Source organism: Paramixta manurensis (assembly GCF_013285385.1).
Lineage (GTDB): Bacteria > Pseudomonadota > Gammaproteobacteria > Enterobacterales > Enterobacteriaceae > Paramixta > Paramixta manurensis.
Genome location: NZ_CP054212.1, coordinates 3055676 through 3077652, shown reverse-complemented (window position 1 = coordinate 3077652; position 21977 = coordinate 3055676). Strand labels below are relative to the sequence as shown.

The following is a 21977-nucleotide window of genomic DNA, read 5'->3' as shown; positions in this document are numbered from 1 at the left end:
ATTATGCCATGAAAGCGGTGTAACAGGGTTAATCCGCTGTTAGCAAGACGTAACACTGGTTATACTGTCTTTCCTTTCAGCGCGCGCAAGCGCCAGATTTTCATTTCAGATATTCAGACAGGCACAACAGAACGTCATGCGACTTGATAAATTTTTATCTCAACAACTGGAAATTAGCCGGGCCATTGCATTGCGCGAACTGCGCGCAAAACGCGTTACGGTAGATGGCGAAATTATTCGCGATGGCGCTTTTAAACTGTCGGTTGACAGCCAAGTTGAGTACGAAGGAAACCTGCTGCAACAACAGCGTGGGCCTCGTTATTTTATGTTGAACAAACCGGTGGGTTACGTCTGTTCAACCGACGATCCCGATCACCCGACGGTGCTTTATTTTCTTGAAGAGCCCACCGCGCACAAGCTACATGCGGCGGGGCGTCTGGATATTGACACGACCGGTCTGGTGCTAATGACGGATGATGGTCAGTGGTCGCATCGGGTTACGTCACCGCGCCATCATTGCGAAAAAACCTATCTGGTGACGCTTTCTGCGCCGCTGGCGGCGGGTGCGGCGGAACAGTTTGCGCAAGGTATTCAGCTTCACGGCGAAAAGAATCTGACTAAACCCGCCACGCTGGAAGAGGTAAGTGATACTCAGGTGCGTGTGACGATTAGCGAAGGGCGCTATCATCAGGTTAAACGTATGTTTGCCGCTATCGGTAATCATGTGGATGCGCTGCACCGTGAACGGATTGGGGATATTGTGCTCGACGCTGAGCTGGCGCCGGGAGAATATCGTCCGCTGACCGAAGAAGAGATTGCCAGCGTCGGCGTGCCGCATTGATTATTGAGGAGTTTACGTGCGTAAGGATAAAAACTCATCGCCAGGGTTGGTGGTGATTCTCGGTTTGCTGGCGATGTTAATGCCGCTATCGATTGATATGTATTTACCGGCAATGCCGCAGATAGCGAAAGCATTTTCGGTTTCGGCAGGCAGCGTACAGATGACGCTGAGTGCCTATATTCTCGGCTTCGCCCTCGGGCAGCTATTTTACGGGCCGATGGCAGATAGCTTCGGTCGTAAACCAGTGATTACCATTGGTACGTTGATTTTCGCTTTGGCGGCGGCGGCCTGCGCGATGTCGCAAAGCGTTGAACAATTGATCAATATGCGTTTTCTGCATGGTTTGTCTGCGGCGGCGGCCAGCGTGGTGATCAACGCGGTGATGCGTGATACCTATTCGAAGGAAGAGTTTTCGCGCATGATGTCATTTGTCATGTTGGTGACCACCATTGCGCCATTGTTGGCGCCGATTATCGGCGGCTGGTTGCTGGTGCTGTGGAGCTGGCATGCGATTTTTTGGACTATTTCGATCGCGGCCATTTTGACGACGTTCCTGGTCGTGACGCAGATTCGTGAAACTTTGCCGGTTGAGAAGCGCCAAAAATTTCATCTTCGAACCACACTGATCAACTTCTTATCGCTGTTTCGCCATAAGCGAGCATTTAGTTATATGCTGGCCAGCGGCTTTTCGTTTGCCGGGCTGTTCTCGTTCCTCAATGCCGGGCCGTTTGTTTATATTGAAATCAACCATATTTCTCCGCAGCACTTTGGCTACTACTTTGCCCTGAATGTGGTGTTCCTGTTTATTATGACGCTGATAAACAGCCGCTCGGTGCGCCGTTTTGGCCCGCTGGCTATGTTCCGCTTTGGTCTGCTGATTCAGTTCGCCATGGGGATGTGGCTATTGATTGTGAGTGCGTTTAACCTCGGTTTTCTGCCACTGGTTTTTGGCGTGGCGATGTTTATCGGTTGCGTCGCGATGGTGTCTTCTAACGCGATGGCGGTGATTCTTGATGAGTTTCCGCATATGGCCGGAACTGCATCTTCGCTGGCCGGTACGCTGCGTTTTGGCGTGGGCGCGCTGGTCGGGGCCTTCCTTTCTCAGGCGAATTTTACCAGCGCCTGGCCGATGGTGTGGTCGATAGCACTGTGCGCCACGCTCTCACTACTGCTCTATTTTTACGCCAGCCGTGCCCGCAAGAACCCGGCCTGAGTCGCCATATTAAGGGCCAGCATGCGAGGCTGGCGGCGCCTGCTTGCTGTGAGCCTCAATGGCACCTCCTCGCCGTAGCGGGCGAGCTGGCCCACATCCCCTCATTTGTTGGTTGTATGTAAAATGTTTTGCGCAAAAAAGTAACCAAATTGCAGCAAAAGAGGTTGTTATCAGCATCCGAACGCGGTAAATATAACGACAAAATGAGAGCGAACTCTCAAAAACAATCACTCAGAACTGCAGTGCTTTAAACCCGCGACAGCCGATATGACATTTTTCGTCGCCGTTGACCAGGAGAATGGGATTCACGCGATACGGATGGCTGCCGTGAAATTGTCGATGTTCATTATTTCGGGGATAGGATTTGACCATGTTACCAATGTCGGTGGTGCATCGCTTGCCACAATACTACCGCTGGTCGGCTGGATTAGCCGGCAGTCGAGTAGAGCCGTATACGCTTAGCGAATCAGGCAATGAAAACGACTTGATCGGCCTGAAACTGTTAAGCCACAACGGCGCGCCGGCGTGGGATGTGATGGCGGTTCTGAAAGCCGCGTTGGCGGATATTCAACTGGAATGCGCGCTGTTGGAGTGGGAAGGCGAGCCTTGCTTATTCGTTCAGCGCGTCGATGAGTGTGCGGCGACCGGTCGCCTGAAAAATCAGGGCGTGGCGATCGCCGAAACCTTCTCACCTGCCGATTACGGCTAAGTTTCTCATCCTGCCTTAGGCCAGCGACAGTAATTGCCGCGTATACGCTTGTTGCGGCGCGGCAAAAATTTGCTCGCAATCACCTTGTTCAACCACTTCGCCCTGGCGCAACACAATCACCTGATGGCACAGCGCGCGAACCACCTGTAGATCGTGGCTGATAAATACGTAACTTAGGCGATGTTGTTGTTGAAGCGTTTTCAGCAACGTGAGGATTTGTTTCTGCACCGAACGATCGAGTGATGAGGTCGGTTCATCAAGGATAATTAATTCGGGTTGTAGGATCAGCGCGCGGGCGATGGCAATTCGCTGGCGCTGGCCGCCAGAAAACTCTGCCGGATAGCGATGACGCGTCGCAGGGTCGAGCCCCACTTCTTGCATTGCCTGAATCACCAACTCCTCTCGTTGTTGCTCGCTCAAGCCTGGGCGATGCACTTGCAAACCTTCCGCAATAATTTGCACCACGTTGAGACGTGGATTAAGCGAGGAGTTAGGATCCTGAAAAACCACCTGCATACGGGGCCGAACCGGCAGCATCTGTCGGCGATTCAGCGTATGGAGCGGCTGGTCGCTAAACCAAATATCCCCTTGTGAGGCAATTAAGCGTAGCAGCGCCAAACCAGTGGTACTTTTCCCCGAACCGGATTCGCCCACCAGACCCAGACTTTCACCCGGGCGTAAATCAAAACTGAGTGACTTCAACGCATGATGATGGCCGACGGTACGCTTCATGAAACCACGCTTAATCGGGAAAGAGACCTGCAAATTATTCACCCGTAACAGCGGCGGTTTATCCAAATCGGCGCTAATCGGACGGCCTTCTGGCTCCGCATCAATCAACTGACGGGTATACGCATGCTGTGGTGCGTGGAACAACTGTTGGCAGGTGTTGTGCTCTACCGCCTGTCCATGGCGCATCACCGTGACGTTATCGGCGATTTGGCGCACGATATTTAGGTTATGCGTAATAAACAGCAGCCCCATATTCAACTCCTGCTTAAGCTCTTTTAGCAGGGTTAAGATTTGCGCCTGAACCGTAACATCTAACGCGGTGGTGGGCTCGTCGGCAATCAATAATTCAGGCTGGGTTAGCAGCGCCATAGCGATCATCACGCGTTGACGTTCGCCGCCGGAAAGCTGATGAGGATAATCGTTCAGGCGTGCTTTTGCCTGACGAATGCCGACCCTTTCAAGGCAAGTCAGCATTTCTGCGCGCGCGGCTTCGCGCCGCATTCCACGATGCAGCGACAAGACCTCATACAGTTGCTTTTCAATGGTATGCAACGGGTTCAGGGACACCATTGGCTCCTGAAAAATCATCGCCATACGATTCCCGCGTAGGCGGCGCAGGGTTTTTTCATCGGCTTGCAGTACGCTGTGACCATCAAACAGAATATCGCCATGCGGATAACAAACGGGCGGTGAGGGCAGTAAACGCATAATCGATAGCGCAGTAACGCTTTTTCCTGAACCCGATTCACCCACCAAGGCCCGTGTTTCACCGGCATCTACCGTTAGCGAGAGCGTATCTACCACGCGATTTTCCGTCTCGCCCTGACGGAAAGCGATGCTCAGATCGCGGATAGTGAGAAGAGGAGTGGTCATATCAATGCACCTTGGACGGATCGAAGGCGTCACGAACCGCTTCGCCAATAAAAATCAGCAGCGACAATAAGATCGCCAGTGAGAAAAACCCGGCAAGCCCCAACCAAGGCGCCTGTAAATTATTTTTTCCCTGTAACAACAACTCGCCAAGCGAAGGCGAACCCAGCGGCAAACCAAAGCCGAGAAAATCAAGCGAGGTGAGGGTAGTGATCGAACCGCAAAGAATAAACGGCAGATAGGTTAAGGTTGCCACCATTGCGTTCGGTAGCATATGGCGCAGCATAATTCGCCGATCGCTAACCCCTAGCGCCAACGCCGCGCGGATATAGTCAAAATTGCGCGTACGCAAAAACTCTGCGCGTACCACGCCAACCAGGCTCATCCAGCCAAAGATGACGGTAATCGCCAGTAGCCACCAGAAGCCGGGCTGGACTACGCTGGAGAGCAGAATAATTAAGAACAACGTTGGCATACCTGACCACACTTCAATAAAACGTTGTCCCCATAAATCGATCTTACCGCCAAAATAGCCTTGGGTAGCGCCCACCACAATGCCGATTGCGCTGGAAAGAATGGTGAGCATCAGTCCGAACAGCAGCGAGATGCGCGCGCCGTAAAGAATACGTGCGAGCACATCGCCGCCGTTGGCATCGGTACCCAACCAGTTTTGCCGCGAGGGCGGCGAGGGAAACGGCGTAGTGGTCGCGTAATTTATGGTGTTATCACTAAAGCGGATCGGTGCCCACAGCGCCCATCCTTGCTGGCTAATTCGCGTTTTCAGCCACGGATCCTGATAGTCGGCAGGCGTGGCGAATGGGCCGCCAAAATCACTTTCGGTGTAGGTAAAAATCAGCGGCGCATACCAACGATTCTGATAATGCACGACCAGCGGTTTGTCATTCGCCAGTAACTCGGCGAACAGCGAAAACAGAAACAGAATCAGGAAAATCCATAGCGACCAATAGCCACGGCGATTGTGTTTAAAACGCTGCCAGCGCGCCTGATTAATTGGACTTAATGTCATTAGCGTCCCTCAAAATCAATGCGTGGATCGACCAGGGTATAGGTCACGTCGCTAAGAATATTAAGCAGCAGGCCGATCAGGGTGAAAATATACAAGGTACCGAACATCACCGGATAATCACGCTGAATCGTTGCGTCATAGCCCAACAGGCCGAGCCCGTTAAGTGAGAACATCACCTCAATCAGTAGCGAACCGGTAAAAAACATGCTGATAAAGGTGGCGGGAAAACCAGCGATTACCAGCAGCATGGCATTACGAAAAACGTGGCGGTAAAGAATTTTTTGCTCATCTAATCCTTTGGCGCGCGCGGTTACCACATATTGTTTGCGGATCTCATCCATAAACGAATTTTTGGTCAGCATGGTCAACGTTGCGAAACCGCCAATCACGGTTGCCAATACTGGCAACGCGATATGCCACAGATAATCGGTGACTTTGCCATACCACGGCAACGTATCGAATTGCGGCGAGGTTAAGCCGCGTAGCGGGAACCAATCCAAATAGCTGCCGCCGGCGAACAACACGATCAACATAATGCCGAACAGAAACGCCGGAATCGCATAACCGATGATGATTAAGGTACTACTCCAAATGTCGAAGGCACTGCCATTGCGCACCGCCTTTTTGATGCCCAATGGAATAGAAACCAGATAAATGATTAGCGTGCTCCATAAGCCGAGGGTAATCGAAACCGGCAGGCTGGACTTAATCAGTTCAATTACCGAGGCGCTGCGAAACAGACTATCGCCAAAATCGAACCGCAGATAATTCCACAGTAAGGTGAAATAGCGCTCATGCAATGGCTTATCGAAACCGTAGCGTTTGGTAATTTCCGCAATCACCTCCGGATCAAGCCCGCGCGAGCCGCGGTACTGGCTATCACCGGGATTATTCGCTTTCAATGCCGCGCGGCTTTGGCCGCCGCCGCCCTCTGCGGGCAGGCCGCTGGTTTGCCCGAACTGAATATTGGCGATGGCTTGATCGACCGGCCCGCCAGGCGCAATTTGTACAATAAAAAAGTTAATGGTAATAATCGCCCATAGCGTGGGGATCACCAGTAAGAGTCGACGAAGAATATAGGCGCCCAAGTTCTACCCCTTAACGACGCTGGGCCGGTAGCTGTGCGGCTTTGTTAACATCGTACCACCAGTTATCACTGCCGAGAGAATAGGCCGGCGCCACTGATGGCATCGAGAATTTATTCCAGTAAGCAAAACGATCTTCCGCGTTATACCACATTGGGATCATGTAATAGTTCCATAATAAAACCCGATCGAGCGCGCGGCCCAGCGGCACCAGCGCTTTCTCATCGCCCTGATGCTGCATGATACGTGCGATGAGATCATCGACCACCGGATTTTTAACGCGTGCCTGGTTCCAGCTTGATTCGATATAGCGCGAATCCCACATAATTTGCAGCGATTGGCCCGGCGAAGGCGAGGCGTAATAGGTGGAAGGGATCATGTCATAATCGCCTTTACGCAGGCGACGCAGGTATTGTGAACTATCAACCTGACGCAGATCGAGCGTGATCCCGAGGCGGGAAAGGTTATGTTTAAACGGCAATACCCACTCAATATTTTCACCGCTACGCAGTAGTAGCTCAATGGTGAAAGGCTTGCCGGTTTGGTCATTAACCAGCCGTTGATTTTTTAATTGCCAACCCGCTTGTTTCAATAGCGCCAGCGCTTTTAGCAAGTTAGCGCGATCATAACCGCTTGCATCGGAGGAGGGCGGCTGGAATTGCCCGCTAAATACCTCATCCGGAATACGGCCTTTATACGGGGCGACTATTTCCAACTGCTGCGCGTCAGGATAACCCTGTGCCGCGTATTCGGTATTTTGAAAATAGCTGCTGGTCCGTTTGTACGCATGATAAAACAGCGCCTTATTCATCCAGTTAAAATCAAACGCCAGCGTCAACGCCTCGCGTACACGGCGGTCGGCAAAGCGCGCTTTTTCGTTATTCATCGCCAGCCAGCGCGTATCGGTAGCGACGGTATTGGCGCGTGCCGCTTTGACGATGTAGTGATGCGAGAAGTTGTTACCGTGATACTGCGTGGCCCATTTTCTGGCCGAACCTTCCGGACGTAAGTCATAGGCGCCTGCTTTGAAGGCTTCAAAGGCAACATTATCGTCCAGATAATAGTCGTAACGCAGGGTATCGAAATTAAAGCGGCCTTTATTAACCGGCAGATTAGCCGCCCAGTAATTTTTCACGCGTGAGTAGGTAATGTACTGGCCCATTTTATACGAAGTAATGCGATAAGGGCCGCTGGAGAGGGGCGGAAATCCCAGCGGTTCGTTAAATTTATGATGTTGCCAAAACTTTTCCGCCAAAATCGGCAGGCTGAACAGGCCAAGCATCATTTCCCGATCGGGTTTCGCAAGCTCAATCCGCACGGTTAGGCGTGAGATAGCTTTGATAGTAACGCCTTTATAAATCACCCGAAATTGCGGGACGCCCTCTGTCATAAATTTCTGGAAAGTAAAGGCAACGTCATTGGCGGTGATCGGCGACCCGTCTTGAAAACGGGCGCGCGGATTAATGCGGATCTCCGCCCATTGGAAATTATCCGGATAGCGCGCAGATTCAGCGATCAGCGGGTAATAGCTACCAGGTTCATCATCCGAGGTGGTAAATAAACTATCGTACAGCGTATCGGTACCGGCGCCAGGGTTGCCGCGTGAAGCAAAGCGGTTGAAATTATCGTAGGTCCCAATCGCTGCCAGCGTCATCTGGCCGCCTTTGGGCGCAGCCGGGTTTACATAGTCATAATGGGTAAAACCGGCGGCATATTTCGGTTCGCCGAGTTTGGCGAAGGAATAGCTTTCATGAATGGTGTCCGCCTGTCCCGTGAGCGAAATAAGGCTTAATAACCAAAAGACCATCAGGCGCGGTAACATCGTGTCAAAAGGCTCCATGAAAATAGAATGAATCGTGGCGGTCTATTATCCCTGCCGCGCGCCTCAGGGTAAACGTTCTTGCTGCCGAAACCAGCGAATCAGTCGCTGGGCGTTTAACGGATAACTGAATAAGTAACCTTGTAGATACGTGACGCCACGGTTAACCAACCAGGCAGCCTGTTCGCCAGTTTCCACCCCTTCGGCAACGGTCTGGAGATTTAGTTTCTTTGCTAAATTCAATACTGCATCCAAGACCGGGGAGGTCACGGTTTCCATGCCGATACTTTGCACAAAGCCACGATCGATTTTTAAATAATCGAATTTGAATTTTTCAAGATAAATCAGCGCACTATGCCCCGTACCAAAATCATCAATGGCGATCTGAATGCCCTTTTGATGCAACCAGGCGAAAATTTCACCGGCGTTCTTTTCCGACACCATAGTACGTTCCGTAATTTCAAAAACATAGTTGAAATGGTCGGCAGGCATGGCATCAATCCACGCCATAACATCGCGCTGAAAGTCAGGGGAGGCGAGATGGCTCGGCGACAGGTTGAGGCCGATATGCATTCCTGCCGGCAGCGCATATTTTAATTTTTTGGCATCGCGCGCAACCAAATCAAACAGATGGCGAGTGAGGGGAATGATTAGGTTTTGCCCTTCGGCGTAACTGATAAAGGCATCTGGAGGAATTGGCCCTTCGCTCGGGTGTGTCCAGCGCAGCAAGGCTTCTAGTGCGCAAGCGTGACCGGTCGAGGCCTCGATAAGCGGCTGATATTCGACATAGAACTCCCCACGTTTTATCCCCAACAGAATTTCTTTACCGGGGCGAACACGGCGTGTCAGCCAGACAAAGCAGCTACTGCCAATCAACATCGCTAACAGTAACCCCGCCAGTAATACCAAATGTATATCGCGTTCCGGTAGCGCCTCGCCATACAAAAGCAGGGTTAACGGGTAGCCCGGAATACTGAATTGGCGTAGCGGATGGGCGGGTAAGGCTGCCACATCAATTACCCGATTATTCCAGGTGGTTAATGCCTGATTACCTGAAACCAGCGCCATTCCCTGCATTTCCTGATGGCGCGATGTCAGTAACAGGAAGGGCGTAAAATTAAGATTCAGGGTGGTCATGATGCCATCGTTGGCTGTGCCGGGTTTGCGCAGCCATAACACCATCGCGGGTTTATGCGGCAACATTGGCGTACCGGGCAACAAGGTAAGATCGCGTATTTTATTCAGCGCTGTTTTCGGTGAGATTTTATGGGTAGACAGTAAAAAAGCCCCGGTCGCGGAAGAGCAGTAGGCGTTGCCGTCATGCACGAGCAAAATCGCCCGGATATTACTGGCAAACGCCGCCCGTGAGGTGAGTTCACTGTTAACATTGTGGCATTCAGTGCCAACTAAGGGAAGCAACGGTAGCAGGGTGTGAGTCAGTTCGTTAAAGGCGTTAATGACAAATTGACGCGTGACATTCACCAATTGGTCATGCTGTTGCGCGCGTTTCTGGTAAATAAAGCCGAACGCTAAGGTGATAACGATGAGGGAGCAAATAAAACCGATCACTGCACTAATCCACGCTATTTTTCGCGGATTGGCCGTGTGGCGTGTCACTGCCGTTGAGATACCCATTATTCTTCAGGCTGCCTCATGGTTGGCTGCACGTTTTCACCCCGCCCGCTCACCGACATAAGCTGACAGGCGTTCACGTCTTCGCCGCCTCGACGCAACCTGAATGATTTTGTGGATAGTGGCATTGCTTTTATCCCTCATTTTCGCCGGGTTTTATTTTTAATAAGCGGCTATTCAGAGACGAATGACAAGTAAAGGAGAATATAACGGCCAAAGCGCGCTGTCTCGTTATTCTTTTGATTCAAAAACGTTTTATTAAAACCGCGTGAGCAAGCACAGAAAAAGCGGCTTGCCGGGAGCTTTATACACAGGCAAAAAAAAACGCTGCCGTAGCAGCGTCTTTTCTCATGTTTTGCAGACTTCAGTGGGATAACATCAACTCTGCGTTTTGCTCAGAACTCGCCGTGCTTCCCGGTAGCGATTCTTCCAGTAGGAGTCATTCAGATTGGAGATCATCACACCGCTACTGGTTGAGGCATGAACAAAGTTATCATTTCCCAAATAAATGCCTACGTGGCGACCGGTAGAACCGGCGCGAAACAGCACCAAATCACCGGGGCGCAGCTTATTGCGGGAAACTTCTTTACCGCTACCTTGCTGCTCCCACGTTGAACGTGGCAGGTCAAGCCCAAATTGTTCGCGGAAAGTGGTCTGAACAAAAGCGGAGCAATCAATACCGCGCTTTGTCGTGCCGCCCAGGCGATAACGTACGCCTTTCCAATCCGCATATTGATCCATGATCCGTGATTTAACATCCACGTTCTGAACCATCTGTTCAAATTCATCCTGAGAAGCTTGAAGTAAAAAACCGTTCTGGTTCTTAACTGCATGCGTCTCAGTTTGTGCGTTCTGTCCACCATTCGTGCTACATGCTGAGAGTAATGTCGCCAGCGCGACAGCGGGCAATGCCCGGAGGATATATCTCAGAATTGGTTGAGACTTGACCATTATGTTTGTTATCCCTTGAAGTCCTTAACGACGAAGCCGTTAGTAAAGTTGCAAAACCAACTGAGATTAATTAGGGACTCTGTGTAAGACAATTCCTGAATTACTAAAATGTGTTAAGGAGCACATTTTAATTGTAAAAAAGGGAAAATTGGATACGCATTGATCTAATCGAAGAGGAGGTTACCCGATTACAAGCCCGGTGGCGAGGGGTTTTATCCACTTTTTTATAGGTTTTTTTGATGTACAACAAGCGTGTAATAATCTGGTTAAATTATCGTCATTTTAAAGTGAGTAAAGGAGAAAATAAGTGCAATTGATGGGATAAGTTAACGTATGAAAGCAAATTTAAGATAATTTCCGCTGGACAATAAGCAATGAAAAGCTTTTTTCCGGTTTTACCGATCATAGTTATTTCTTTTGAAATGCAAATGATTAGCCAGCTAATTATTCAGTGGTGGGGGTAATTAATCGCTGCCCGAAATAATTTCGGACAGCCTACCTATATTATGCCGCAGGTTTATATTTACCCGGCAGAGAACGGTAGAACCAATTCACCAGCGCATCGCTGGCCGGCGTTAACAGCCACCAACTTAGCCCTACCAACACCACCGAGAGTGAACCAACGGCAATGTCGGTAAACCAGTGCGCGCCAGCCATAACGCGGGGCAGGGCGAAGACCAGTACAATCAACACGCCCACGGCAAACGCGCTCTTACTAAAGTAGCGCAGCATAAAGCAGGTAAAAATAATCAGCATCATACCGTGGTCGCCAGGAAAACTATCGCTGGACGCGTCTTTGGTTGGAATGCCGGTTAGCTCGCCTACGCGATGGGCATGTTCAAAAAACAGGGTTGGGCTGGCGTGTTTTACCGGTATCAGGTGGCCCAATTGATTAAGCACTACCGCGGTAAGCAACATCGTGATACCAATAGCCAGCATGCGCCGACGCCCTTGTGGCGTTTCTCGCCGCCAGTACCAGAGGTATAACAACCCCATTGCAATCAATGAGACGACATCAAAGCCACGATAGTTGGTGATGGCAACCAGTAAAGCGAACCCATGATGGTCGACCATACGGTCATTGAACCAAAAGAAGATCGATTTATCGACGGAGAACCAAAAACCATGATTGACCGGCAAATACCAGGATAAAAACAGCGCAATCCCCAAAATATTCAACAGCAAGATGGTTGCTAAACGTTTAGCGTTCATAAGGGCTCGTGTAAGAAAGCAAAATAACGGCGTAGATTATGCCTTGTTTTCTAAACGAAGCTTCAACAAGGCGCTTTGCAAAGTATTCCACTCAGCGGCCTGCTCATCGATCAGTTCAATGCGACTGTCCGGCGGTGTGGATTGGCGCGTTTCAATTTGCAGATCGGCACCCTGGCGATTAATGCTGATTAACCCTTCAGGAATGCGCATTACCCCTTTTACCCGGCTCACTGGCGCCAGACGCGCCCATTCGAGTAGGCCAATGGTGTCAAAAACCGTGTCCGCATCAAAAACCCAGCCACATGCATAATAGCCCTGACCTTGGTTTAGCGCACGCCGCCAGCGCGTATTATTATCCAACCGCAACGCTGAAAGCGCCGAAGGCGGATGACTATGAGCATGATGCTCAGCGGCATCGGGCAGCACGCGTTGATTGAGGCGTGGTTCATCCAACAACGCGGGATCGATTTTCCCAAACTCGGCTTCAACTAAGCGCCGCCCTTTCAGGTTAGCCGCTTGCCAGTGCTGCAAAAGGTCACGATCCGCCGGTTCCTGACGGTCCTGCTTATTGGCGACAATAATATCCGCCGCCGCCAGCTGATCGCGAAAATTTTCATTCTGTACCACGCGTTCATCCCGCAATTGGCGTGGATCGAGCAGCGTGAGGGAAGCGTGCAGGGTTAACCAGGGCTGATAAACCGCCGCGCCGAGCATATCGAGGATCTGTTTCGGGTGGCCGAGGCCGGTCGGTTCAATCAGTAAACGGTCTGGCTTGGCTTGTTTTAGTAGCATATTCAGCCCTACCTGCATTGGCAGGCCGTTGACGCAGCACATACAACCGCCCGGAATCTCTTTCAGTACCGCGCCGCTGTCGGCCAGTAGCGCGCCATCAATGCCGATTTCGCCAAACTCATTCACCAACACGGCCCACTTTTCATCCGCTGGCTTATGCGCTAACAGATGTCGCAATGTGGTGGTTTTACCGCTACCGAGGAAACCGGTTATTAAATTGACTTTGGTCATCATTGCCTCTTTCTGTGGCTGGGGGTGCTAAAGATCGTGCCAAAACGTGTCGATAGTAGTGTTCGAAGCTATAAACAATAAGGTCGCATACCAATAGGGTGCCGCAATGATGAAATACCTCAATGCTTTGATTCCACTGCTGTGCTTGTTTTCCGGGACGGAAAGCGCATCCGCTACGGGTGGAACGATACGTTTTACCGGCGCGATAGTAGAAGAGGGATGCAACATCAATGTTAAACAGGGCGCTGTGCAAACCGCCTGCTTTCACAACGGGCGCTGGCAACGACAATCAAGCGAAATCCAACCCTTATTATTAACCGCCTATACGCTACCGAACAATGCGGGAACAACTCGCCTGCAATGGCTCGATAAGCAGCACCAACTGGGGGTATTGACGGTCGAGTATCGATAACCTCGCCGCTAACAAAACGGGGATTGTTATAATATAACAATCCCCGTCTCGCAACCGCTAAACGCAATCAGTCCGCGCGCCCCATATAACGACGCTCAGGAATATGGATGCGGATTTTATCGCCATTACTCAGATATTCGGGTACCTGAATGACCAGCCCGGTGCTCATGGCCGCCGGTTTAGTACGGGCGCTGGCCGAAGCGCCTTTGATGCCGGGAGAGGTATCAACAATCTCCATATCAACCGTTTGCGGTAGCTCCAGCGCCAGCACTTGTCCATCCATGGTTAACACCTGTATACCCGGAATACCGCCTTCAGGAATAAATAACAGCTCTTCCTCAATCTGGTCTTTTTTAAAGTTGTAAGGCGTATAGTCTTCATCATCCATAAAGACATATTCGTCACCATCAACATAAGAGAAGGTAACGGTACGGCGGCTGAGTGAAATAGCATCCAGAATGTCGTCGCCTTTAAAACGCTCTTCAACTTTTAAGCCGGTGCGGATATCGGTAAAGCGCATTTTATACAGCGTGGAGGCACCGCGCGCGCTCGGACTCTGTACATCAATATCTTTCACCAACAATAATTTGCCGTTCCAGGTGACGGCCATTCCGCGTTTAATCTCATTTGCTCTTGGCATGGTGTTTCTCACTAAACCGTGATTGAAATTTATCGCGACAAGGTACTCGCGCCGGGGCATTCAGGCAAGATAAAGCGCGGTAAGAAAATGCAAATTGCGCAATATCGCGCAACTAAACGCAGGGTAAAACATAGATTTCAAACCAGCGGCCTGCTATTGTCGCGCTTTCTGTTACTTAAGGGAGGCATGATGGAGTGTCGTACTGGCTGCGGCGCCTGCTGTACCGCGCCTTCTATCTCTTCGCCGATCCCCGGTATGCCTACCGGTAAACCGGCCAATACTCCCTGCATACAGCTAGATGAACACCAGCGCTGCAAGATTTTCGGCTCGCCGTTGCGCCCGGCAGTCTGCGCCGGTTTACAACCCTCGGCAGAGATGTGCGGTAACCGACGTGAACAGGCGATGACGTGGTTACTTCAGCTTGAGGCGGATACCGCGCCCTGAGTCATCAGGCTTCTTTAATACGCCACATGCAGTAGAGCGTGCCGGCTATCATCAGCAGGGTAAAATAAAACACCGCATGATAGTTCCAGACTTCGGCGACTACGCCTGCCAGCGAGCCGGCAATAATCCATCCTACGCGTGTCGAGTTGGTAAATAACGTGGTTGCGGCACCTGCCTGGCCGGGCATCAAATCCTGAAAGTAGATCATGCCAATACCGGCAAGAATACCGATAAAAATTGCATTCAACAGTTGCAGCAGCATCAATGGAACGGCGTCATGGATAAACAGCAGCGCGCCATAGAACAGCAGCCCGGCAAAGGTAGAAAAGCGCATCATACTCCGCTTGCCGATGCGCTTCGCCAGGTAACCGGCCAGTAACATCACCGGAATTTCTAAGCCAGCGGCTATCCCCATCAATTCACCCGCCAGGGTTTCCGGTAGGTTTAGTTCGTGAACCACATACAGCGGCATATTGATCAGGTAGATGCTGTTGCAGGCCCACATCAAGGTGCAGGCGACGAATAGCAGCAAGGTGTCGCGGCGGTTGCGTGCTGGCGCTTGTAACGTGTCGGTGGTTTTCACCTCGACCTTTTGCATTGATGGCAGCAAATATTTGACAATCACCGCACAGACCACAAACGCCACCGCCGCGCTGGCATACATCACCGGAAAGCCATAGCCCAACGCCAACGCAAAGGCAATTGGTGGCCCGACAACCCAGGCCAGAGAAACCTGCGCCCGCATGATGGAGCTGAACATCACCGCTTCGCGCCCGGTACGGTCGGCGTGTTCGCGCGCGAGGGCGAACATTTGTGGGTTAGCGGTAGAGCCAAAGCTTGAGAGCAGTACGCCGACAAACAGCAGGACAAAATAGTTACGATTCCACGCAAACAAAATACAGGCTAACGCGCCCAACAGGCAGCAGATGAAGATCAGTGATTTGCGATCGCCTTTACGGTCTGAGCGGGCCGCCAGCAGTTGGCTCACGATGATACCGATCACTGCGCTGCCGGTAAAAAATAGCCCAACCATAAAAGGACGCGCATGGACTTCGGTTGATAAGAACAGGCTAAGCGTTGGGGTTTGAAGCGCGCCAGCGATGCCGGTAAGAAAGGCGACAATCAAGAATGCCGCAGAACGAAAATCGGGCAGGCGGCGGGTAGCCACACCAGGAGTTTGCATGGGGAGATATTCAGTTAAATAAACGGGACGCGCGGATTCTACGCTCGACCGGTTTTTTAAAAAAGCCGTTTCAAATGAATTGTATTTGTTAATCCGCTTTTCGCATTTTTTGCGCAAAATCTTGGTTGGCTGAAACTTTGCTGACGTTTGCCTTGTTTTATTGGTAGGCGTCAGCTTGCTTCCGCTATGGGTGTTACGCATAGGGCGGATAACTGCCGAAATGTGCGGCGGATCAAAAATCTGTTACGCCAGGTCGCTTATAACTTGCTTAGCAAGTCCTCACTATTACACAGTAATTGAAACGTTTCAGCGGTAACGGCGGTGTAGTGAGAAAATCAGTACGCCATTTTTCGAATTTAAAGCTGAAACGATTCAATATTCAGCAGGAGAGGAGAACTATGTTCCAGCTTGAACTGAACGCAATTCATACCGGCGCCGTTGCCGCCACGAAAGAAGAGGCTATCCGCCAGGTTGCCGCGGCGTTGGCTGCCGCCGGTAATGTCGGAGAGGCTTATATTGATGGCATGCTGGCCCGCGAAACACAGACGTCCACCTATTTAGGCAATGGCATCGCGATTCCGCACGGCACCACCGAGACGCGTGACTTGGTGCTAAAAACGGGCGTGCAGGTATTTCAGTTTCCTGCTGGCGTGAGTTGGGGCGAGGGGCAAACCGCCTGGATCGTGATTGGGATTGCCGCGCGCTCGGACGAGCACTTGGCCCTGTTGCGCCAGTTAACTCATGTGCTAAGCGATGAGGAAGCGGCAGAACAATTAAAGCGCGCGTCAGCAGAAACCGTGCGCGACATTTTGACCGGCCAAACGCAAAGCACACAGTTGAAATTTGACGCATCCCTGATTGCGCTAGACGTTGCGGCAACCGACTTACTGACGTTACAGGCGCTGAATGCCGGACGTTTACAACAGGCTGGCGCGGTAGATACGCACTTTGTTAGCCATGTCATTTCCGGTAAACCGCTGCATTTGGGGCAGGGTATTTGGCTTAATGACAGTACCGATGGCAACCTCGCCAGCGCGGTGGCAGTCAGCCGCGCCACGCAGCCGTTTGAACATGACGGCGAACCGGCGGCGTTATTAATTACCGTGGCGGTGATTGATGATCAACCGCTGGCGGTACTGAATCATCTCAGCGATTTGCTGACGCAACAGCAAGCTGAACGGTTGCTGAAGGCGGATGCGGCAGGGGTGTTAGCGCTGCTCACCGGCGCGGCGGCTGCACAGCAAGATAACCTGCTGAGCGCCGAGTTTACCGTGCGTAATGAGCATGGCTTGCATGCCCGTCCGGGTACCGCGTTGGTGAATATTATTAAGCAATTTAACAGTGAGATTACCGTTACCAATCTTGATGGCAGCGGTAAGCCGGCAAATGGACGTAGTTTAATGAAAGTGGTCGCATTAGGCGTGAAAAAGGGACACCGGCTGCGCTTTACCGCCAGTGGTGAAGACGCACAACAGGCACTGGATGCTATCGGTGAAGCGATAGCGGCCGGTCTGGGCGAGGGGGCGGCATGAGCAGGCGTGTAGCCACTATTACGCTTAACCCAGCCTATGACTTGGTGGGGTACTGCGCGGAAATTGAGCGTGGAGAAGTCAATCTGGTGAAAACCACTGGCCTGCACGCGGCGGGAAAAGGCATTAATGTCGCCAAAGTTCTCAAGGATCTGGGCATTGATGTCACGGTCGGCGGCTTTCTTGGCAAAGAGAATCAGGAAGGCTTTCAGCACCTGTTCAGCGAACTGGGTATTGCCAACCGCTTTCAGGTAGTCGCGGGGCGGACACGCATCAACGTAAAACTGACGGAAAAAGCAGGCGAGGTCACCGACCTTAATTTCTCGGGTTTTGAAGTCGGGCCACAAGATTGGGAACGCTTCACGACGGATTCGCTAAGTTGGCTCGGTCAGTTTGATATGGTTTGCGTCAGCGGTAGTTTACCGGCAGGCGTCGCGCCAGATGCGTTTACCCGCTGGATGACCGATCTCCGTTCACATTGTCCATGCATTATTTTCGACAGTAGTCGCGAAGCGCTGGTGGCCGGGCTGAAAGCGGCGCCGTGGCTGGTAAAACCGAATCGTCGCGAATTAGAGATTTGGGCAGGGCGCAAACTCCCTACCTTACAGGATGTGATTAATGCGGCGCACGCGCTGCGTGAACAGGGTATTGCACACGTAGTGATTTCTCTCGGTGCGGAAGGCGCGCTGTGGGTCAACGCTTCCGGTGAATGGATTGCGAAACCGCCGAAGTGTGAGGTAGTGAGTACGGTTGGTGCTGGCGATTCGATGGTTGGCGGCCTGATTTATGGCTTGCTGATGCGTGAGTCCAGTGAACATACGTTGCGTTTAGCGACCGCCGTCGCCGCCATGGCGGTCAGCCAAAGTAATGTTGGCATTACTGACCGTACCCAGTTAGCCGCCATGATGGCGCGCGTCGAGCTTACCCCCTTTAACTAACAGCAGGAGAGGCATAATGAAAACGCTGCTGATGATTGATTCTTCGCTGGGGCTTGCCTCCGGCTATATGGTCAGACAACGGGTTACCGCTGCGGCACATAAAGCGGGTATTACGCTGACTGACAATCCGGCAGAAGCGGAATGCGTTGCGGTGGTGGGCGACTCCGTTCCCCATGATGCGGCGTTGAACGGCAAGCGCGTTTGGCAAGCAGAGGTGGCTGAAACTCTACGTCAGCCCGATGTCTTTATTGCCCAATCGCAAACCGAAGCGCAACTGTGGCAGAGCGATACACCTGTTGTGGCAGAAGCCGCGTCGGCAACCAAGCGTATCGTGGCGGTAACCGCGTGTCCGACCGGCGTAGCCCATACCTTTATGGCGGCGGAAGCCATTCAGGCAGAAGCGACGAAGCGCGGCTGGTGGGTGAAAGTAGAAACCCGCGGCTCGGTTGGCGCGGGCAACGCCATTACCGCTGAAGAGATCGCGGCGGCGGATGTGGTGCTGGTGGCGGCCGATATTGAAGTCGATTTGTCGAAATTCGCCGGTAAGCCGATGTATCGCACCTCGACCGGTTTGGCGCTGAAAAAGACTGCCCAGGAGTTGGATAAAGCGCTGACGGAGGCCAGGCCTTACCAGCCGGAAGGCCAAACTCAGCAAAACGATGGGCAGAAAAAAGAGGGCGCGGGTGCCTATCGCCATTTGCTGACCGGCGTCTCCTATATGTTACCGATGGTGGTGGCGGGCGGTTTGTGTATCGCACTGTCGTTCGCTTTTGGTATCACCGCGTTTAAACAACAAGGAACGCTAGCCGCCGCGTTGATGCACATTGGCGGCGACAGCGCTTTTGCCTTGATGGTACCGGTATTAGCCGGTTACATCGCCTTTTCCATCGCCGACCGTCCGGGGCTAACGCCGGGCTTGATTGGCGGGATGCTGGCAACCAGTATTAACGCCGGTTTTCTTGGTGGAATTATCGCCGGTTTCATTGCCGGTTATGTGGCGCGGCTTATCAGCACCAAAGTGAAACTGCCGCCCAGTATGGATGCGCTAAAGCCAATTTTGATTATCCCGCTGTTTGCCAGTTTGATTACCGGCCTGCTGATGATTTATGTGGTGGGGAAACCGGTTGCCGGAATTATGTCTGGCCTGACCGGCTGGCTGGCAAATATGGGGACGGCGAACGCTATTTTGCTCGGGGCGATCTTGGGCGGAATGATGTGTACCGATATGGGAGGGCCGGTGAACAAAGTTGCCTATGCATTTGGCGTCGGGTTATTAAGTTCACAAACCTATGCGCCAATGGCAGCTATTATGGCGGCCGGTATGGTGCCGCCGCTGGCGATGGGTGTGGCGACGCTGGTAGCGCGTCATAAATTTAACCAAGGTCAGCGAGAAGGGGGCAAGGCCGCGCTGGTGCTGGGGTTGTGCTTTATTTCTGAAGGCGCGATTCCGTTTGCCGCGCGTGACCCGATGCGCGTCTTGCCTTGTTGCATCGTTGGCGGCGCGGTAACCGGCGCTATCTCTATGGCGGTTGGCGCGAAACTGATGGCGCCGCACGGCGGGCTCTTCGTGCTGTTGATCCCCGGAGCCATCACCCCGATATTGGGGTATCTGCTGGCGATAGTGGTCGGTACACTGTTAGCGGGCTTGAGTTACGCGCTGTTAAAACGCCCGGAGGCGGTTTCAGCGTAACCCTGGTGGTTGGGCAAAGAGGAGGTATTTTTCTCTTTGCCCGGCCAATGCCACACGCTTAGCTCTGTTGCTCTGACTTCAGCCACGCAATCTCATCTTTCCAGATTTCCGGGTTAACGGTTTCCAAAATCAGCGGAATACCATCGAAACGGCTATCTTTCATCATCCAGCTAAACGCGGTTTTACCAATGTTCCCTTCGCCGAGGCTGTGGTGACGGTCAACACGACTATTAAACTCGCTTTTCGCATCGTTAAGATGCATGCCGCGTAAATACCTGAACCCAACCACACGCTCAAACTCAGCGAAGGTTTCCTCACAGGTTTCTTCGGTGCGTAAATCGTATCCGCCGGCAAAGGCATGGCAGGTATCAATGCAAACGCCGACCCGTGATTTATCTTCCACGCCGTCGATAATTGCCGCCAAGTGTTCAAAACGAAAGCCGAGATTGCTGCCCTGACCGGCGGTATTTTCAATCACCGCTGTCACGCCTTCGGTTTTTTCTAATGCGAGGTTAATCGAATCGGCAATGCGCTGCAGGCACTTTTGCTCTTCAATTTGTTGCAGATGGCTGCCCGGATGGAAGTTCAGTAATGACAGGCCTAATTGCTGACAGCGGGTCATTTCATCAATAAAGGCTTCGCGCGATTTTTCCAACGCATCTGCTACCGGGTGCCCAAGATTAATTAAGTAACTGTCGTGAGGAAGAATCTGTTTATCGGTAAAGTGATATTTTTCACAGGCCGCCCGAAAAGCGGCGATCACGTCATCGGTTAGCGGCGCGGCGCGCCATTGGCGCTGGTTTTTTGTAAACAGCGCAAACGCCGTGGCTTCCAGTTCGTGGGCGCGAATCACTGCCTGATCCACTCCGCCCGATGCGCTAACGTGGGCGCCGATATATTTCATGCCGGTCTCCTTATGATGGCTCTGCAATACAGCGAGCCATCATAACTGAACCGTTTAGGGCAGCAAGTGGTGAACCAAGAGATTAATCGTTCCGCCACCGATAATCAGCCAGATAAACAGCGTCAGGCCCATTAGCAGCGGGCGCAGTCCTGCCCGTTTTAACGCACTGATATGGGTGGTTAACCCCAACGCTGCCATTGCCATCGCCAATAATAGTGTATCCAGTTGGTTCATGGCGTTAACCATGTTACCCGGCAGCAGATGGAACGAGTTAAACAGTGCCACCAGAATAAACAGCAAGGCAAACCAGGGGAAGGTAATCCGCTGACGTGCTCCGTTCTGCTGGGCCGGCGCGCCGCGCTGAACCCGTGCGCCAAGCAACAGTAAGAAGGGAGCTAGCATCATAACGCGTAGCATTTTGGCAATTACCGCTGCGTTTTCGGTTTCCGGGCTTATCGCGTGCCCTGCCGCCACTACCTGCGCCACTTCATGCATCGTCGAACCGGTGTAAATGCCGTAGTCGGTGGGGGTAACCCAAGGGAAAACGGTGGTGACCAGCGGATACATTAATGGGTAAATAAAGATGGCCAGCGTGCCGAAGATCACCACCGTAGCGATGGCGACCGCAACCTTTGACGGCTCGGCTTTGATCACAGGCTCTGTCGCCAACACCGCCGCCGCGCCACAAATACTGCTACCTGCGCCAATAAGCCAGGCGGTATCGCGATCCAGCCCGAAAACGCGGCGTCCCAGCCAGCAAGCAACAAAGAACGTTGAGCTAAGCGTCAGAATATCAATCACAATACCGCTGATACCAACATCGGCAATTTGCTGAAAGGTCAGGTGAAAACCATACAGAATAATGCCTAATCGCAATAAACGCTGTTTCGCCAGAATCACGCCGCCATCACAAACGTTGTAGATTTTGGGATAGAAGGTGTTACCCGCAATAATTCCCACCACGATTGCCAGCGTAAGCGCGCCTAATCCCAGGCCGGCGATGGAGGGAAGATTGCCAAGCCAAATTGCGGCTCCGGCAATCACTGCGGTAAGGAGTAATCCCGGCAGAAAATGGCCGGGGCCATGATGATGTTTGGTTAGTGTTATCTCAGCCATCGTGTCT

Annotated in this window: 20 protein-coding genes; 8 read left to right on the top strand and 12 right to left on the bottom strand. The window is 52.1% G+C overall.

Going from position 1 to position 21977, the window contains the following annotated elements:
* Positions 1-136: 136 nt before the first annotated feature.
* From rsuA to PMPD1_RS14830, 3 genes are all read left to right on the top strand, one after another.
* Positions 137-841, top strand: a complete 705-nt coding sequence (rsuA, locus tag PMPD1_RS14840; protein ID WP_173634781.1) for a 16S rRNA pseudouridine(516) synthase RsuA — start codon at positions 137-139, stop codon at positions 839-841.
* Positions 842-857: 16 nt separating this feature from the next.
* Entirely contained in the window at positions 858-2054 is a 1197-nt protein-coding gene (locus PMPD1_RS14835; RefSeq protein WP_173634780.1) for a Bcr/CflA family multidrug efflux MFS transporter, read from the top strand.
* 370 nt (positions 2055-2424) lie between these two features.
* Entirely contained in the window at positions 2425-2763 is a 339-nt protein-coding gene (locus tag PMPD1_RS14830; protein ID WP_173636237.1) for a YejG family protein, read from the top strand.
* A 15-nt stretch (positions 2764-2778) separates the two neighbouring features.
* Here the strand turns inward: PMPD1_RS14830 and yejF are convergent, their stop codons facing one another.
* The 8 genes from yejF to PMPD1_RS14790 all read right to left on the bottom strand — a co-directional run bounded on the left by yejF (position 2779) and on the right by PMPD1_RS14790 (position 13114).
* Positions 2779-4368 (bottom strand): microcin C ABC transporter ATP-binding protein YejF, encoded by a 1590-nt coding sequence (gene yejF, locus PMPD1_RS14825; protein ID WP_173634779.1) that lies wholly within the window; start codon positions 4366-4368, stop codon positions 2779-2781.
* A 1-nt stretch (position 4369) separates the two neighbouring features.
* Positions 4370-5392, bottom strand: coding sequence for a microcin C ABC transporter permease (locus PMPD1_RS14820; RefSeq protein WP_173634778.1), 1023 nt, complete (start codon positions 5390-5392; stop codon positions 4370-4372).
* Positions 5392-6480, bottom strand: coding sequence for a microcin C ABC transporter permease YejB (locus PMPD1_RS14815; protein WP_173634777.1), 1089 nt, complete (start codon positions 6478-6480; stop codon positions 5392-5394). The genes PMPD1_RS14820 and PMPD1_RS14815 overlap by 1 nt, the downstream gene beginning before the upstream one ends.
* 10 nt (positions 6481-6490) lie before the next feature.
* Complete coding sequence (locus tag PMPD1_RS14810; protein WP_173634776.1) at positions 6491-8299, bottom strand: extracellular solute-binding protein; 1809 nt, start codon at positions 8297-8299, stop codon at positions 6491-6493.
* Between the two features lie 63 nt (positions 8300-8362).
* Positions 8363-9931 carry a cyclic di-GMP phosphodiesterase gene (locus PMPD1_RS14805; protein WP_173634775.1) on the bottom strand — a complete coding sequence of 523 codons (1569 nt, stop codon included), beginning with the start codon at positions 9929-9931 and terminating at the stop codon, positions 8363-8365.
* Positions 9932-10306: 375 nt separating this feature from the next.
* Positions 10307-10879 carry a bifunctional murein DD-endopeptidase/murein LD-carboxypeptidase gene (mepS, locus tag PMPD1_RS14800; protein WP_173634774.1) on the bottom strand — a complete coding sequence of 191 codons (573 nt, stop codon included), beginning with the start codon at positions 10877-10879 and terminating at the stop codon, positions 10307-10309.
* A gap of 504 nt (positions 10880-11383) precedes the next feature.
* Positions 11384-12091 (bottom strand): phosphatase PAP2 family protein, encoded by a 708-nt coding sequence (locus PMPD1_RS14795; protein WP_173634773.1) that lies wholly within the window; start codon positions 12089-12091, stop codon positions 11384-11386.
* A 36-nt stretch (positions 12092-12127) separates the two neighbouring features.
* Complete coding sequence (locus tag PMPD1_RS14790) at positions 12128-13114, bottom strand: CobW family GTP-binding protein (protein ID WP_173636236.1); 987 nt, start codon at positions 13112-13114, stop codon at positions 12128-12130.
* A gap of 106 nt (positions 13115-13220) precedes the next feature.
* On the opposite strand from PMPD1_RS14790, the gene PMPD1_RS14785 reads away from it, so the two are divergent.
* Complete coding sequence (locus tag PMPD1_RS14785; protein WP_173634772.1) at positions 13221-13526, top strand: type 1 fimbrial protein; 306 nt, start codon at positions 13221-13223, stop codon at positions 13524-13526.
* 67 nt (positions 13527-13593) lie between these two features.
* Here the strand turns inward: PMPD1_RS14785 and yeiP are convergent, their stop codons facing one another.
* Positions 13594-14166: an elongation factor P-like protein YeiP gene (gene yeiP, locus PMPD1_RS14780; protein ID WP_173634771.1), complete on the bottom strand. Its 573-nt coding sequence runs from the start codon at positions 14164-14166 to the stop codon at positions 13594-13596.
* A gap of 189 nt (positions 14167-14355) precedes the next feature.
* Between yeiP and PMPD1_RS14775 the strand changes: the two genes are divergently transcribed.
* Positions 14356-14610, top strand: a complete 255-nt coding sequence (locus PMPD1_RS14775; protein ID WP_173636235.1) for a YkgJ family cysteine cluster protein — start codon at positions 14356-14358, stop codon at positions 14608-14610.
* Between the two features lie 4 nt (positions 14611-14614).
* On the opposite strand, the gene PMPD1_RS14770 is transcribed toward PMPD1_RS14775, so the two are convergent.
* Positions 14615-15793 (bottom strand): sugar efflux transporter, encoded by a 1179-nt coding sequence (locus PMPD1_RS14770; protein ID WP_173634770.1) that lies wholly within the window; start codon positions 15791-15793, stop codon positions 14615-14617.
* A gap of 398 nt (positions 15794-16191) precedes the next feature.
* On the opposite strand from PMPD1_RS14770, the gene fruB reads away from it, so the two are divergent.
* Genes fruB through fruA form a run of 3 tightly spaced genes read left to right on the top strand, consistent with a single transcriptional unit; the run spans position 16192 to position 19950 of the window.
* Positions 16192-17325 (top strand): fused PTS fructose transporter subunit IIA/HPr protein, encoded by a 1134-nt coding sequence (fruB, locus tag PMPD1_RS14765; RefSeq protein WP_173634769.1) that lies wholly within the window; start codon positions 16192-16194, stop codon positions 17323-17325.
* Positions 17322-18260 (top strand): 1-phosphofructokinase, encoded by a 939-nt coding sequence (gene fruK / locus PMPD1_RS14760; protein WP_173634768.1) that lies wholly within the window; start codon positions 17322-17324, stop codon positions 18258-18260. The genes fruB and fruK overlap by 4 nt, the downstream gene beginning before the upstream one ends.
* A 16-nt stretch (positions 18261-18276) precedes the next feature.
* The gene (gene fruA / locus PMPD1_RS14755; protein WP_173634767.1) at positions 18277-19950 is read left to right on the top strand and encodes a PTS fructose transporter subunit IIBC; all 1674 of its coding nucleotides are present in this window, start codon (positions 18277-18279) and stop codon (positions 19948-19950) included.
* A 58-nt stretch (positions 19951-20008) separates the two neighbouring features.
* Here the strand turns inward: fruA and nfo are convergent, their stop codons facing one another.
* Together nfo and PMPD1_RS14745 are read right to left on the bottom strand one after the other, a co-directional pair.
* Positions 20009-20854 carry a deoxyribonuclease IV gene (gene nfo / locus PMPD1_RS14750; protein WP_173634766.1) on the bottom strand — a complete coding sequence of 282 codons (846 nt, stop codon included), beginning with the start codon at positions 20852-20854 and terminating at the stop codon, positions 20009-20011.
* Between the two features lie 54 nt (positions 20855-20908).
* The gene (locus tag PMPD1_RS14745) at positions 20909-21970 is read right to left on the bottom strand and encodes a YeiH family putative sulfate export transporter (RefSeq protein WP_173634765.1); all 1062 of its coding nucleotides are present in this window, start codon (positions 21968-21970) and stop codon (positions 20909-20911) included.
* Positions 21971-21977 lie beyond the last annotated feature (7 nt).

Bases quoted from the DNA above. Each gene is read 5' to 3' on its own strand.
- rsuA (WP_173634781.1), top strand. From the start codon at position 137: ATGCGACTTGATAAATTTTTATCTCAACAACTGGAAATTAGCCGGGCC.
- PMPD1_RS14830 (WP_173636237.1), top strand. From the start codon at position 2,425: ATGTTACCAATGTCGGTGGTGCATCGCTTGCCACAATACTACCGCTGG.
- yejF (WP_173634779.1), bottom strand. From the start codon at position 4,368: ATGACCACTCCTCTTCTCACTATCCGCGATCTGAGCATCGCTTTCCGT.
- PMPD1_RS14820 (WP_173634778.1), bottom strand. From the start codon at position 5,392: ATGACATTAAGTCCAATTAATCAGGCGCGCTGGCAGCGTTTTAAACAC.
- PMPD1_RS14810 (WP_173634776.1), bottom strand. From the start codon at position 8,299: ATGTTACCGCGCCTGATGGTCTTTTGGTTATTAAGCCTTATTTCGCTC.
- PMPD1_RS14805 (WP_173634775.1), bottom strand. From the start codon at position 9,931: ATGGGTATCTCAACGGCAGTGACACGCCACACGGCCAATCCGCGAAAA.
- mepS (WP_173634774.1), bottom strand. From the start codon at position 10,879: ATGGTCAAGTCTCAACCAATTCTGAGATATATCCTCCGGGCATTGCCC.
- PMPD1_RS14795 (WP_173634773.1), bottom strand. From the start codon at position 12,091: ATGAACGCTAAACGTTTAGCAACCATCTTGCTGTTGAATATTTTGGGG.
- PMPD1_RS14790 (WP_173636236.1), bottom strand. From the start codon at position 13,114: ATGACCAAAGTCAATTTAATAACCGGTTTCCTCGGTAGCGGTAAAACC.
- PMPD1_RS14785 (WP_173634772.1), top strand. From the start codon at position 13,221: ATGATGAAATACCTCAATGCTTTGATTCCACTGCTGTGCTTGTTTTCC.
- yeiP (WP_173634771.1), bottom strand. From the start codon at position 14,166: ATGCCAAGAGCAAATGAGATTAAACGCGGAATGGCCGTCACCTGGAAC.
- PMPD1_RS14775 (WP_173636235.1), top strand. From the start codon at position 14,356: ATGGAGTGTCGTACTGGCTGCGGCGCCTGCTGTACCGCGCCTTCTATC.
- PMPD1_RS14770 (WP_173634770.1), bottom strand. From the start codon at position 15,793: ATGCAAACTCCTGGTGTGGCTACCCGCCGCCTGCCCGATTTTCGTTCT.
- fruB (WP_173634769.1), top strand. From the start codon at position 16,192: ATGTTCCAGCTTGAACTGAACGCAATTCATACCGGCGCCGTTGCCGCC.
- fruK (WP_173634768.1), top strand. From the start codon at position 17,322: ATGAGCAGGCGTGTAGCCACTATTACGCTTAACCCAGCCTATGACTTG.
- fruA (WP_173634767.1), top strand. From the start codon at position 18,277: ATGAAAACGCTGCTGATGATTGATTCTTCGCTGGGGCTTGCCTCCGGC.
- nfo (WP_173634766.1), bottom strand. From the start codon at position 20,854: ATGAAATATATCGGCGCCCACGTTAGCGCATCGGGCGGAGTGGATCAG.
- PMPD1_RS14745 (WP_173634765.1), bottom strand. From the start codon at position 21,970: ATGGCTGAGATAACACTAACCAAACATCATCATGGCCCCGGCCATTTT.